Origin of the sequence: Prevotella falsenii DSM 22864 = JCM 15124, from assembly GCF_000613945.1 — a bacterium.
Lineage (GTDB): Bacteria > Bacteroidota > Bacteroidia > Bacteroidales > Bacteroidaceae > Prevotella > Prevotella falsenii.
Genome location: NZ_BAJY01000021.1, coordinates 21,187 through 33,904, shown reverse-complemented (window position 1 = coordinate 33,904; position 12,718 = coordinate 21,187). Strand labels below are relative to the sequence as shown.

General features: G+C 44.9%; 11 protein-coding genes and 1 pseudogene. 3 read left to right on the top strand and 9 right to left on the bottom strand.

Going from position 1 to position 12,718, the window contains the following annotated elements:
* The first annotated feature begins 257 nt into the window (after positions 1-257).
* Positions 258-575, top strand: coding sequence for a heavy metal-binding domain-containing protein (locus JCM15124_RS08610; RefSeq protein ID WP_024999104.1), 318 nt, complete (start codon positions 258-260; stop codon positions 573-575).
* Positions 576-691: 116 nt separating this feature from the next.
* Here the strand turns inward: JCM15124_RS08610 and cysS are convergent, their stop codons facing one another.
* Positions 692-2,179 carry a cysteine--tRNA ligase gene (cysS, locus tag JCM15124_RS08605; protein ID WP_024999103.1) on the bottom strand — a complete coding sequence of 496 codons (1,488 nt, stop codon included), beginning with the start codon at positions 2,177-2,179 and terminating at the stop codon, positions 692-694.
* Positions 2,180-2,313: 134 nt separating this feature from the next.
* On the opposite strand from cysS, the gene pncB reads away from it, so the two are divergent.
* Positions 2,314-3,534: a nicotinate phosphoribosyltransferase gene (pncB, locus tag JCM15124_RS08600; protein WP_024999102.1), complete on the top strand. Its 1,221-nt coding sequence runs from the start codon at positions 2,314-2,316 to the stop codon at positions 3,532-3,534.
* Between the two features lie 246 nt (positions 3,535-3,780).
* Here the strand turns inward: pncB and JCM15124_RS08595 are convergent, their stop codons facing one another.
* The 5 genes and pseudogenes from JCM15124_RS08595 to polA all read right to left on the bottom strand — a co-directional run bounded on the left by JCM15124_RS08595 (position 3,781) and on the right by polA (position 9,735).
* Positions 3,781-4,347, bottom strand: a complete 567-nt coding sequence (locus JCM15124_RS08595; RefSeq protein ID WP_024999101.1) for an RNA methyltransferase — start codon at positions 4,345-4,347, stop codon at positions 3,781-3,783.
* Positions 4,344-4,766, bottom strand: a complete 423-nt coding sequence (locus JCM15124_RS08590) for a SufE family protein (protein ID WP_024999100.1) — start codon at positions 4,764-4,766, stop codon at positions 4,344-4,346. The genes JCM15124_RS08595 and JCM15124_RS08590 overlap by 4 nt, the downstream gene beginning before the upstream one ends.
* A gap of 20 nt (positions 4,767-4,786) precedes the next feature.
* The gene (locus JCM15124_RS08585) at positions 4,787-5,251 is read right to left on the bottom strand and encodes a DoxX family membrane protein (protein WP_024999099.1); all 465 of its coding nucleotides are present in this window, start codon (positions 5,249-5,251) and stop codon (positions 4,787-4,789) included.
* Between the two features lie 26 nt (positions 5,252-5,277).
* Positions 5,278-6,524 (bottom strand): annotated as a pseudogene (locus JCM15124_RS13870) (peptidase U32 family protein).
* Between the two features lie 448 nt (positions 6,525-6,972).
* The gene (polA, locus tag JCM15124_RS08575; RefSeq protein ID WP_024999098.1) at positions 6,973-9,735 is read right to left on the bottom strand and encodes a DNA polymerase I; all 2,763 of its coding nucleotides are present in this window, start codon (positions 9,733-9,735) and stop codon (positions 6,973-6,975) included.
* A gap of 89 nt (positions 9,736-9,824) precedes the next feature.
* On the opposite strand from polA, the gene JCM15124_RS08570 reads away from it, so the two are divergent.
* On the top strand, positions 9,825-10,802 hold the full coding sequence (locus tag JCM15124_RS08570; RefSeq protein ID WP_024999097.1) for a polyprenyl synthetase family protein: 978 nt from the start codon (positions 9,825-9,827) through the stop codon (positions 10,800-10,802).
* Between the two features lie 130 nt (positions 10,803-10,932).
* Here the strand turns inward: JCM15124_RS08570 and deoC are convergent, their stop codons facing one another.
* From deoC to dtd, 3 genes are read right to left on the bottom strand one after another with little or no spacing between them, the layout of a single operon-like run.
* Positions 10,933-11,844 carry a deoxyribose-phosphate aldolase gene (deoC, locus tag JCM15124_RS08565; RefSeq protein WP_024999096.1) on the bottom strand — a complete coding sequence of 304 codons (912 nt, stop codon included), beginning with the start codon at positions 11,842-11,844 and terminating at the stop codon, positions 10,933-10,935.
* Positions 11,845-11,888: 44 nt separating this feature from the next.
* On the bottom strand, positions 11,889-12,260 hold the full coding sequence (locus JCM15124_RS08560) for a nucleotide pyrophosphohydrolase (protein ID WP_198019133.1): 372 nt from the start codon (positions 12,258-12,260) through the stop codon (positions 11,889-11,891).
* A gap of 4 nt (positions 12,261-12,264) precedes the next feature.
* Entirely contained in the window at positions 12,265-12,717 is a 453-nt protein-coding gene (gene dtd, locus JCM15124_RS08555; RefSeq protein WP_024999094.1) for a D-aminoacyl-tRNA deacylase, read from the bottom strand.
* Position 12,718: the final 1 nt, after the last annotated feature.

The window sequence follows — 12,718 nt, the reverse complement described above, 5'->3', positions numbered from 1 at the left end:
CTCTTATATAACTCGTTAGCTATCAATGCGTTGAAAAACCTGTTGTTTTGCATTCCAAAAGCGGCTGTTTTGCACGCTAAAAGCGTAGGTTTTGCAACGTAAAAGAGCCACTTTCGCAATGTCAAATTGAAATTATCATTTCCTCTATAAATTATTTTTATAAAAGTAGAAGGCATTTATAACTTTTAGAAAGAAATTCCGTTAGAAGGGTAGGGCGGTCAGAACGATTGCCAATTGAACTTTTAAAAAAGCATATTATGATTCTTACAACAACTCCAAACATCGAAGGTTATAAGATTTTAGAGTACAAAGGACTTGTAACGGGTGAAACAATTATTGGTGCAAACTTCGTTAAAGACTTCTTTGCAGGTATCAGAGACATTGTGGGCGGACGCAGCAGGTCGTACGAAAAGGTATTGCAGGAAGGCAAAGAAACTTCTGTTCGGGAAATGATGCAACGTGCGCAGGAATTGGGCGCAAATGCTATTGTGGGTATCGACATCGACTACGAGACAGTAGGGCAGGGCGGTTCTATGCTGATGGTAGCTTGTTCGGGCACGGCAGTGCGCATATAATAATACGCCGGTACGTATGTAATAAAAGGAATTAAAGCGTAAAGGGCAGTTCCAAGAGGTTGGTTTAACCCTCTTAATTCCCTTTGCGCTTTAACTCCTTGTTTAGTTTTTATTCCTTATTTATCCAACTTCCAAGTTACGCCGTCTTTGGTATCTTTCACTTGGAAACCGGCTTCGGCAAGAGCGTCGCGTATTTGGTCGCTCACAGCCCAGTCTTTATTGGCTTTTGCTTTCGCACGCAAATCGAGCACCATGTCTACTACTTTGCCGTAAGCAGCTTCGCGTGCATCGTTGTTGGCACTGCGTTCGTCCACCAAACCAAGAATATCGAAAGCAAAAAGGTGCATGGTTTCGCCAAGTTTCTTTAAGTCTTCTTCGCTGATTTGCGCCTTGTGGTCAATAAGCAGGTTCACTATGTGGCACGCTTCGAATAGGTTTGAGATGACAGCAGGTGTCGTAAGGTCGTCGTTCATCGCATCGTAGCACTTTCGGCGCAGTGCCGCAACAAACTTTTTAGTACTCTCATCGCTTGCCTTAGCAGTCTGAATGCGCTTCAAATCCTCTATGGCGTTCATCAATCTTTCGTATCCTTTCTGCGCAGCTTGCAAGGCTTCGTTCGAGAAATCTACTGTTCCGCGATAGTGAGCAGAAAGAATAAAGAAACGAATGGTCATAGGCGAGTAAGCCTGTTGCAAGGTTTCGTGGCTGCCGGTGAAGAATTGCTCAAGCGTAATGAAGTTGTTGAGCGACTTGCCCATCTTCTGTCCGTTAATCGTAATCATGTTATTGTGCATCCAATACTTCACCATTTCGTCGCCTTGCGATGCCACAGCCTGTGCTATTTCGCACTCGTGGTGTGGGAAAATCAAGTCCATGCCGCCTCCGTGAATATCGAAATGCTTGCCAAGATACTTTCTTCCCATTGCCGTACATTCGCAATGCCAGCCCGGAAAGCCATCGCTCCACGGCGAAGGCCACCGCATGATGTGTTCGGGCATAGCCCGTTTCCATAAGGCAAAGTCTGTTTGGTTTCGCTTTTCGCCCACGCCGCTAAGCTCGCGCGAGTTGTTTATCATGTCGGTAAGGTTGCGACCGGACAGCACACCGTAGCGATGGTCCTTGTCGTACTTAGTTACGTCGAAGTAAATACTGCCGTTGCTCTCGTAAGCGTAGCCGTTTGCCATTATTTCCTTTACGAGTTCTTCTTGCTCAATGATATGTCCTGTGGCGTGAGGCTCTATTGATGGCGGCAAAACGTTAAGCGCACGCATCGCATCGTGATAGCGATTGGTATAGAACTGCGCTATTTCCATTGGTTCGAGCTGTTCCAACCGTGCTTTCTTTTCTATCTTATCGTCGCCTTCATCAGCGTCGTGTTCCAAGTGTCCTACGTCGGTTATGTTGCGAACATAGCGCACTTTGTAGCCGATATGTTGCAGATAGCGGAACAAAATGTCGAATGTAATCGACGGACGGGCGTGCCCCAAGTGTGGGTCGCCATATACGGTAGGTCCGCAAACATACATTCCTACGTGCGGAGGAGCTATCGGTTGGAAGCGTTCTTTCTGCCGATGCAGTGTATTATATATAACTAAATTCTGCATTTGTTTAGTTCTTTATCGTTAATATTAGGTGCAAATGTACAAAATAAATAGGAGTTAGCCTACTTATCCATTAAGTTTTATTATCTTTGCATAATATAAAGCCTTTATGGAAAGGCAGGAAACAAGAGAAAAGTATGCAACAAATCATTCAACATTTCACCGATAACGACGCATATACGTTTAGTTGCCAGTATTACATATTGCAAACTTATCCCCGCGCCGAGGTGGAATACACATTCTTCGACCGCAATGCAACCATCTATCCAAAGGGATTTGCCGAGTTGTTAAACGAGCAGTTGGGGTATATGCCCAACGTGGTTATCACGGAAAAAGAGATTGCTTTTATGAAAAAGCGTATGTATTATCTGCCCGAATGGTACTTTACATTCCTTCGAGGCTATCGCTTTAACCCCCACGAACTTACGGTTACGCAAGACGAAGAGGGGCATTTGGACATAAAAGTGCGTGGTAAATGGTATTCTACCATTATGTGGGAGATGCCTATTTTAAGCATTGTTTCGGAGTTGATGCACAACCTTCAGGGTCATATAACAACCTACGACCCTAAGCGAGAGTATGAACGTTGTGTGGAAAAGACACGTCAAATTCTTTCAAACGGACTGATTTTAGGCGATATGGGTACACGTCGCCGCATGTCGTTCGACCACCAAAATATGGTAATCCGTACGATGAAAGAGGTTTATACACAAGGCGGCTATACCGACGACAATGGCTTTCACCCTTGGACGGGGCGTTTCACGGGAACCAGCAATGTTTATCTTGCTATGCGATACGACCTTATTGCCATTGGAACAATGAGCCATCAGATTATTGAATTTGAAGAATGTGTGAGCGGAATATTCGAATGTAACTTCAACGTAATGCGCAAATTTAGCGATGTTTACGATGGCGACAACGGTATTTACCTATACGATTGTTTCGGCGACAAAGTGTTTTTTAGCAATCTTTCCAAGCGTATGGCAATGATGTTTACCGGTTTACGTGTGGACAGCGGTGTGGAAGAAGAGCAGTTAGAGAAGATTATTACAAAGTATAAGTTGCTCGGCATCGACCCTTCCACCAAGCAAGTGGTGTTTAGCAACGGTCTTAATATAAACCGTGCCATAGAAATTCATAAGTACGTAAACGGCAGAATGAAAGATAGTTACGGTATGGGAACATTCCTTACCTGTAACGTTGAGAACGTGGACCCGATGAATATAGTTGTAAAGCTCACTCGAATGCGCATTACAGAGAGTCGTGAATGGCACGACTGTGTGAAGCTATCGTGCGACAAAAGCAAAACACTTGGCAATCCCGATAAGTGTGCTTACTTGCAAATGATGATAGGGTAGGGCAGCGATTTTTGTGTTTTCAACTAACTTGAAGCTCATAACAACGTGGGTTCGATATAAGAACCGTGCCGGCATATTATTCATAAGATACTTTGAAAAAGAAGTTATTATGATTTAATATGCTTATAATCAGAAAGAAGCGAAGTATCTTCAGGCTCAAATTCTTACACCGAACTCACGTTGTTGATAAATGAAAAGAAGCTAATAAAGACGTAGATATTTTTCATAAGTATAACTGTCGCTTAACTATTTAACCGACAACAGCAGTGCACGGGCAAATTCCCAGACAACGATGCCTGCGGTAACACTCACATTGAGCGAGTGTTTTGTGCCGAATTGGGGTATTTCAAGGCAACCGTTGCTTAGGTCTACAACCGATTGGTGTACGCCTTTTACTTCGTTACCGAATACTACGGCATAATGTTTTTCGGCAAATGCGTTGTTGCTAATGGGCGAAACCAAGTCGGAAAGGTTTTGCAATGGAGTTGAACCTTCTACTTGTTCGACACTGTAAACAAAGTATCCGTTTTCTTTCAGTTGCATTACGGCATCTTCGGCACTGCTGAAATACTTCCAATCTACTGAGTCTTCAGCTCCTAAAGCCGTCTTGTGTATTTCCGCATTGGGCGGTGTAGCCGTTATTCCGCAAAGGTAAATCGCTTCGATACGGAAAGCATCGCACGAGCGAAACACGCTGCCAACGTTGTAGAGCGACCGCACATCGTCGAGAACAACAACGAGTGGGAGCTTCCGACTCTGCTTAAATTCCTCAAGCGAGAGGCGGTTCATCTCTATGGTGCGTAACTTTCTCACTCGCCTTTCATGTTGAACGCCAATGCGTATGCCTTTATTTTCTTCACCATCGACAGCAGTCCGTTGCTGCGTGTAGGCGACAGATGCTGATGCAAACCTATGCGCTCGATGAAATAAAGGTCGGCATCGAGTATTTCTTTTGGCGTATGTCCGCTTACAACCCTTATGAGCAGGGCAATAATTCCTTTCGTGATAAGCGCATCGGAATCGGCTGTAAACACCAGCTTACCGTCTTTAATATCGCATTGCAGCCACACGCGGCTTTGGCAACCGTCTATTAAATTCTGTTCGTTCTTATATTCTGCATCAAGTGTGTCAAGGTCATTGCCGAGGTCGATAAGCATTTGGTACTTGTCCATCCATTCGGTAAACTCGGCAAATTCTTCTATTATTTCGTCTTGTATTTCGTTTATTGTCATCTTCTTAATCTGTTTCTTGTTTATCTAATCATTTGAATACGGCGATCCTTATGGCGTCGGTTGCCAATCAGGTTGTCCACTTCCCATATACCGTTTCCGCAGGCGAGTATGCCGAAAGCTGCTGCCGAAGCGGTGAAAGCCGAATAGTTTAGCGGGGCTTTAATGCCGATAGATGTTGCCATTGCGATGGCAAAGACAAGTATCATCAGTCCTGAAAGCGATGCAGTCCACTTTAATTTCAGTCCGATAAGCAAACAGAGGGAGAGCAGAATTTCAAGTACGGTGGCTGTCCACGCCAATACAGGAACAACATCGGCAGGAATATAGGGTATCAGCGATTGTGTATAGGCAATGAATTTATCCATATCGCCCCACATACAGACTTCCTTTGACCATATTCCGAAGCGGTCGGCTACCGACGAGAGCATCGATGCGACTATGGTAAGACGCAGAAACAGTTTGGCAATTTGTCGTAGTTCTATCATTGTTTATGGTTTTTTATTTGCATTTTTTACTCTATATTTGTCTTCAGAAGCTTATAAACCTTATCGTTCGGGCGTACCTTTTCGGGTACGGGAACAGACACACGCCAGCCCTTTTCAGCCTTTTCAACAGGTTTAAGGTCGTAGCGTATTTCGCTTGCGTCGAACTTCAGAATGCCCGTAGTAGGACCGGTGATAAGCATATTCTGGTCTTTTTCTATCTCGGAAGCCTCCACGCAATCTCAGCCACGCCGAGTTTAGAGAAGTATTTCATAACTTTTCCCACCAGTACTTTCTTTTCCGTAGCCTTGTTGCCATAGTTTTTTGTCCATTCGCCTAAGCGTTGCCCTTGGTAGTAGCCGTCCCAGAAGCCGCGATTGAACACGGTTGATAGGCGTTCGTCCCACTTGTCCTTCTGCTCTTCGGTATAAGTGCCGTCGAGCACGCTCTGTATGGCTTCCTTATAGCACGTTACAACCTCGTAAACGTATTCGGGACCGCGTGCACGTCCTTCTATTTTGAAGACCCTGACGCCTGCTTTCATCATCTTGTCGATGAAGCGAATGGTTTTCAGGTCTTTCGGACTCATTATGTATTTATTGTCTATTTCCAGCTGATTACCTGTTTCGTTGTCGGTAACGGTGTACGAACGGCGGCATATCTGTGTGCATTGTCCGCGGTTGGCAGAGCGGTTCGAGTCGTGCAGACTCATGTAGCATTTACCCGAAATCGCCATACAGAAAGCACCGTGGCAGAACATTTCTATGCGAACCAATTCGCCACGAGGACCACGAATATCCTGTTCCTCAATCTGTCGGTATATTTCTGCCACCTGCTCCATGTTCAGTTCGCGTGCCAAAACTGCCACATCGGCAAACTGTGCATAGAACTTCAACGCCTCGATATTCGATATATTGAGCTGTGTAGACAGGTGTACTTCCATGCCTACTTGGCGACAATACACCATAACGGCTACGTCGCTGACGATGACGGCGGTGATATTGGCAGCCTTTGCCGCATCAATAATCTCGCGCATGGCATTGATGTCTTCGCCATAGATGACGGTATTCACCGTAAGATAGGTTTTTATGCCACGTTCGTTGCAAGTTTCTGCAATCTCTTTCAGGTCTTCTATCGTGAAATGATTGGCAGAATGCGACCGCATGTTCAGCTGCCCGATACCGAAGTATATAGACCCTGCCCCTGCCTGAATGGCTGCTGCGAGACTTTCGCGCGAGCCAACAGGTGCCATTATTTCATATTCTTGTATATCCATACTTATCTTTTACGCAGGCAAAGTTACTATAAAATAATGAGATTAATTACAATTTGCGCGTCAAACCCATAAAATTCGTTCGTCATCAGCGGTTTTCAGCTTTGGTGCAAGATGAGGTTTAGAAGATTTTTTAATAGGGGAACAGCTTTCTTTCTTGTTGCTTGAAGCAAACGTAGAAAACATTTCCAAATAGTATTTCCGGTTTTCTTAGGAGTCATAGAAACCTTTAAAGGAATACGTGGAAATTGCTTTTCTTTTGTAAAGATAATTCTGAAGAAAATCAGTAATTTCGATTTGACATTGCAAAAGCGTAGGTTTTACGATGCAAAACCTACGCTTTTACCGTGCAAAACCTACGGTTTTACAATGCCAAACAATAGGTTTTGCAATGCGTTGATAGCGAGATAGTTATACAATACTTATGGTTGTGAAAAATGTTTACACTATTTTAGTGCGCTTCGAGCCAATTTTCTCCCCAGCCTGCATCGGCTATCAGAGGAACGTTGAGTGGGTAGGCGTTCTGCATTTCCTCTATCACGATGCGTTCTACTTGCTCTTTTTCATCGGGAAATACCGAGAAGTTGAGTTCGTCGTGTACCTGTAAAATCATTTTCGAGCGTATGTTTTCGCGCTTAAAGCGTTGCCAGATGCGCACCATTGCCACCTTTATGATGTCGGCTTCCGACCCTTGTATAGGGGCGTTGATGGCATTTCGCTCGGCAAAACCCCTTACCGTTGCGTTTCGGCTGTTGATGTCGGCAAGGTAACGGCGGCGGTGGAAGATGGTTTCGGCGTAACCCTTTTGCCGTGCTTCTTCTTTGGCACGCTCCATATAAGCCTTTACCTTTGGGAAAGTATTGAAGTAACCCTCTATCAGGTCTTTTGCTTCGCCGTTCGGAATATCCATTCGCTGTGCCAAACCGTAAGTAGTGATGCCGTAGATGATGCCGAAATTGGCTTGTTTGGCTTTCTTTCGCTGTGTTTCGGTAACGCTTTCCATATCTTCGTGCCATATTTTGGCAGCCGTAGCACGGTGAATATCGAACCCTTTGCGAAAGGCTTCCATCATGTTTTCGTCTTCCGAGAGGTGCGCCATGATACGAAGTTCTATCTGACTGTAGTCTGCTGAGAAGAACTCGCAGCCCGGTTCGGGAATGAAACACTTGCGAATTTCCTTGCCATCGTCCGTTCTGACGGGGATATTCTGTAAGTTTGGGTCGCTCGACGACAGTCTGCCCGTTGCCGTGAGTGCCTGATTGAACGACGTGTGTATATGTCCTGTTTCGGGTTTGATAAGTTTTGGCAGGGCATCGATATAGGTGCTGAGCAGTTTTTTAATGCCTCTGTATTCCAATATCTTATGTACGATGGGGTGTTTGTTCTCCAAACTCACCAATACCTCTTCGCTTGTAACATACTGTCCTGTCTTTGTCTTCTTCGGTTTCTCCATTATCTGCATCTTTCCGAACAGCATTTCGCCCACTTGCTTGGGACTTGAGATGTTGAAACTTTCGCCTGCGAGTTCGTACACCTCCTGTTCGTACTGCTTCATGCGTTGGGTAAAGATGCGCGAAGTTTCTTCGAGCGCAGCCGTGTCTAAGCGTACGCCGTGCAGTTCCATATCGGCGAGCACCGGTACGAGCGGCATTTCTATGTTCCAAAACAAGTCTTCGGCTTCCACTTCCTTCAGTTTTGGTTCGAGCACGTGCTTTAACTGCAACGTAATGTCGGCATCTTCGCAAGCGTACTCGTAGATTTCGCTCGGTTGCAAGTCGCGCATACTTTTCTGCTGCTTCCCTTTGGCACCGATAAGGTTTTCTATTGGAATGGTTTTATAGTTCAAAAGCGTTTCCGCCATGTAGTCCATGTTGTGCCGAAGTTCGGGTTGGATAAGATAGTGCGCAATCATTGTGTCGAACAACTTGCCCTTTAGCGTTACGCCATATTTGTGTAGAACTTCGTAATCGTATTTAATGTTCTGCCCAATCTTCAGAATTTTCTCGTCTTCGTATAGTGGTTTAAATATGTTTACTATCTTTAAGGCTTCTTCACGATTAACCGGAACCGCCACATAAAATGCTTCTTTTTCTTCTACCGAGAAGCTCAAACCCACCAATTCTGCATCGATGGCGTCCGTTGATGTAGTTTCTGTGTCTAAACAGAGAAACTCTTTTGTAAATAAATAATCACAAATATTCTGTGCTTCTTCCTCATTTTCAATCAGTTTGTAATTGTGTGGCATTGTTGAAAGGCTGCAGGAAGGGGCTTTTTTTGCGTCGCCTGCATCTTCGGGCGCAATTTCTGCAAATAAATTGAGCTGTAAATTGCCGGTTTTTCGCTCTTTTTGACTGCCTTTAACAAACTTGTTAAGAAGTGTTTTGAACTCCAATTCGGTGAAGATTGCGCGTAGTTTGTCTTCGTCGGGCTGTTCTGTCTTCAGTTCGTCCCATTCCATATCGAACGGAACATCGGTGCGAATGGTTGCCAAGAACTTCGACATCTTAATATCATCGACGGCAGCTTCCACCTTCTCTCTTAGCTTTCCTTTTATCTGGTCGGTATGTTCGAGCATATTGTCGATAGACCCAAACTGATTGATAAGTTTTGCAGCGGTCTTTTCACCCACACCCGGACACCCCGGGAAGTTATCGGCAGAGTCGCCCATAAGAGCCAACAGGTCGATTACTTGAGCCGGGGTAGGGATACCATATCTGTCTTCCACTTCGTGCACACCTACAATGTCGTAACCTCCACCATGCCTTGGACGATACATATAAACGTTCTCTCGGATAAGCTGACCATAGTCCTTGTCGGGCGTAAGCATGAAGGTGGTGATGCCCTTGCTGCCTGCCAACGTTGCTACCGTACCGATAACGTCGTCAGCCTCGAAGCCATCGACTTGCAAGATAGGTATGTGCATGGCTTCGAGTATTTGCTTTATATAAGGAACGGAAAGCTTTATGTCTTCCGGCGTTTCCTCTCTTTGTGCCTTATAGTCGGGAAATACCTCGTGGCGGAAGGTGAGTCCGTGGTCGAAAGCCACAGCAATGTGTGTGGGATTTTCCTTTGTGAGCACTTCGTTCAGCGTGTTGCAGAAACCCAGAATTGCCGATGTATTCACTCCTTTTGAGTTGATACGTGGATTTCTGATGAGGGCATAATACGACCGATAGATAAGTGCGTAAGCGTCGATGAGAAACAGTTTGTCCATTGTAAAAATATTATTTAAGGGTAAAATTACTAAAAAAATGCCATAATTACCGATATTATTCATTATTTTTGTATCAAAATAGTGTTTGAATGGATTATCTGTCGATTATAAAAAAACCGATTAGTCAGGAATTAGACGACTTTATCTCGCTGTTTAACAAAGCATTAATTCACGAAGAAGGGCTGCTTTCGCGTGCATTGGAGCATATACGGAACAGGGGAGGAAAGCGTATGCGTCCGATGCTGATGTTGCTGATGGCAAAGAATTTCGGCGAAGTTACGTTCGTGGCGCAGCACGCTGCCATAGGATTGGAACTGCTGCACACTGCCAGCTTGGTGCACGACGACGTGGTAGACGAAAGCGGAGAGCGCAGAGGACAGGCATCGGTGAATGCCACTTATAATAACAAGGTGGCAGTGTTGGTGGGCGACTACATTCTTTCGACGGCACTGCTGAATGTGGCTTACACGCAGTCGGAAGACATTGTGCGCGACCTTGCCGAACTGGGGCGCACGCTTTCCAATGGCGAAATATTGCAGCTGACCAACATTTCCAATCAGGAAATATCGGAAGAAGTATATTACCGGGTAATAAATCAAAAGACAGCGGCTTTGTTTGAGGCGTGTGCGGTGATTGGAGCAAAAGCCGGAAACGCATCGGAAAGCGACATTGAGGCTGCAAGACTTTTTGGACAACGCATCGGTATCATCTTCCAAATACGCGACGATATATTCGATTACTACGATTCTGCCGAGATAGGAAAGCCTACGGGTAACGATATGTTAGAAGGAAAGCTGACGCTTCCTATTATTTATGCGTTGAAATCGACAGGCAACAAGGAAATGATGGCGTTGGCAATGAAGGTGAAAGAAGGTACGGTAAATGCCGATGAAATCGCCCAATTGGTAGCTTTTGCAAAGGAAAGCGGCGGTATAGAATACGCTGAAAAGAAGATGTTGGAGTTCCACAACGAGGCTTTACAGTTCGTTTCAAACTGCGTACACGACGAAGCAATAGCCAATGCGTTGAAGGCTTACTTGGATTTTGTGATTCAAAGAAAGAACTAAAGCAGTTGCAATATTATTATTTCTTCTGATAAATCGCTCTATGAGGCAATGTTGTTTTATTGAATTTGCGAAATAAAAAATCCCGATTTCGACGATGAAATCGGGATTTTTATATTGTTTGAACGGTGGTTTAGAAGAACTTAATCTCTTTGCCTTCAATGTCGCTGAGCAGCAAATTGGTCAAACGACTGGTGCCAAGGCGGAACCAATAGTTCGTGAGCCACTTCTCGCCGAGAATTTCTTTGTAGATGGTATAGAAGATAACAGCGTCCATAACGGTGTTGATGCCGCCTGCAGGCTTCAAACCTACCTGAATGCCGGTATTGTCGTAGAACTCTTTAATCGCCATGCACATCACGTAGACAGCCTCCGGGGTTGCGCTAATCTTCTCTTTGCCTGTACTTGTCTTGACGTAGTCGGCACCTGCAAACATAGAGAGTAGGGCAGCGGTCTTGATGTTACGAACGTTATTGAGGTCGCCTGTTTCGAGGATAACCTTCATAGGTATATCGCCGCAAGTCTGCTTCAGTTCGCTGACTTGGTCGCAAACATCTTCATAATCGCCCGAAAGGAACTTGCCCACAGGCAATACAATGTCAATCTGTGTGGCACCGTCCTTGATGGCAAGTGCCGTTTCGATGGTCTTGACTTCGAGGAATGTTTGTGAAGATGGGAAATTTCCCGTTACGTTCGTAATGTCTACGCCGTCTACTTCCAAGCTGTCGGCAATGAGTTTCGTGAAGCATGGGTAAGCACAAACAGCTCCAACGTGTGGGAGGGTAGGGTATTCTTGTGCAAATTTGTTCACTTTTTCGACCATTGCGAGCACTTCTTCCTCTGTGTCGGTAGTCCGGAGAGTGGTTAATTCGACACTTCCGAGAAGGAATTTCTTAACGTCTAAGGTGTCGTTCTCAGGTACTTTCTCTTCAATAATCTTTTTTACAGCTGCCTTAACTTCCTCGTCTGTTATGTCGAGGTTGTATTGTTTCAGCATTTCATCATACTTGCTGTTGGTTTGGATTTTACCTTCGTTGTTTTGCATAATGTCTTATAGTTTGTTTATTGTAATACTTTGTTTGTGGTTTGCTATTGTAATTCTTCAGTATTTGTAGATTTTACGGGCTGCGTTAGCTTTTTGTTTTGCTTGTGTCTGTCCTTGTCGCGGCTTGTTTTCTTGTCGAAACTCTTTTGCAGTTCCTCCGTAAGGTCTACGCCCGTTTGGTTTGCCAAGCACATCAGAACCCACAAAATATCTGCCATTTCTTCGCCAATATTGTGCTTTTCGCCTTCTTTGAAACTTTGGTCGCCGTAGGTACGCGCCATTACACGTGCCAATTCGCCTACTTCTTCGGTAAGACAAGCCATATTGGTAAGCTCGCTGAAGTAACGCACACCATACTCGTGAACCCATTTATCGACGAGCTTTTGTGCTTCTCTGATGCTTATTTCGTGGTGCATTTTGCTATTCTTTGTTCTTTGTGTCCATACATATTGTAACAGGACCGTCGTTCAGCAGTTCTACTTTCATATCGGCACCGAACTCTCCTTCGCCCACAGGCTTGCCCATAACGAGGCTTAATTCCTTGCAGAAACGCTTGTAAAGCGGAATGGATATTTCGTGTTTGGCAGCGTGAATGTAGCTTGGACGGTTTCCTTTCTTGCAACTTGCCATAAGCGTAAATTGCGAAACAACAAGGGCTTCGCCGCCTATTTCCATAACGCTCTTGTTCATTACGCCCTGCTCATCGTCGAAGATTCTCAGTCCTGCAACCTTGTTTACGAGCCATTTAATGTCGTCTTCACCGTCGTTTTCGCCTATGCCAAGGAGGATAAGCAACCCTTTTTGTATCGCTGACTTTACATTGCCGTCGATTGTTACCGATGCGTGCTTTACACGTTGAATTACAACTCTCATA

Coding starts and splice junctions, on each gene's coding strand:
- JCM15124_RS08610 (WP_024999104.1), top strand. CDS start 258: ATGATTCTTACAACAACTCCAAACATCGAAGGTTATAAGATTTTAGAG.
- cysS (WP_024999103.1), bottom strand. CDS start 2,179: ATGCAGAATTTAGTTATATATAATACACTGCATCGGCAGAAAGAACGC.
- pncB (WP_024999102.1), top strand. CDS start 2,314: ATGCAACAAATCATTCAACATTTCACCGATAACGACGCATATACGTTT.
- JCM15124_RS08590 (WP_024999100.1), bottom strand. CDS start 4,766: ATGACAATAAACGAAATACAAGACGAAATAATAGAAGAATTTGCCGAG.
- JCM15124_RS08585 (WP_024999099.1), bottom strand. CDS start 5,251: ATGATAGAACTACGACAAATTGCCAAACTGTTTCTGCGTCTTACCATA.
- polA (WP_024999098.1), bottom strand. CDS start 9,735: ATGGACAAACTGTTTCTCATCGACGCTTACGCACTTATCTATCGGTCG.
- JCM15124_RS08570 (WP_024999097.1), top strand. CDS start 9,825: ATGGATTATCTGTCGATTATAAAAAAACCGATTAGTCAGGAATTAGAC.
- deoC (WP_024999096.1), bottom strand. CDS start 11,844: ATGCAAAACAACGAAGGTAAAATCCAAACCAACAGCAAGTATGATGAA.
- JCM15124_RS08560 (WP_198019133.1), bottom strand. CDS start 12,260: ATGCACCACGAAATAAGCATCAGAGAAGCACAAAAGCTCGTCGATAAA.
- dtd (WP_024999094.1), bottom strand. CDS start 12,717: ATGAGAGTTGTAATTCAACGTGTAAAGCACGCATCGGTAACAATCGAC.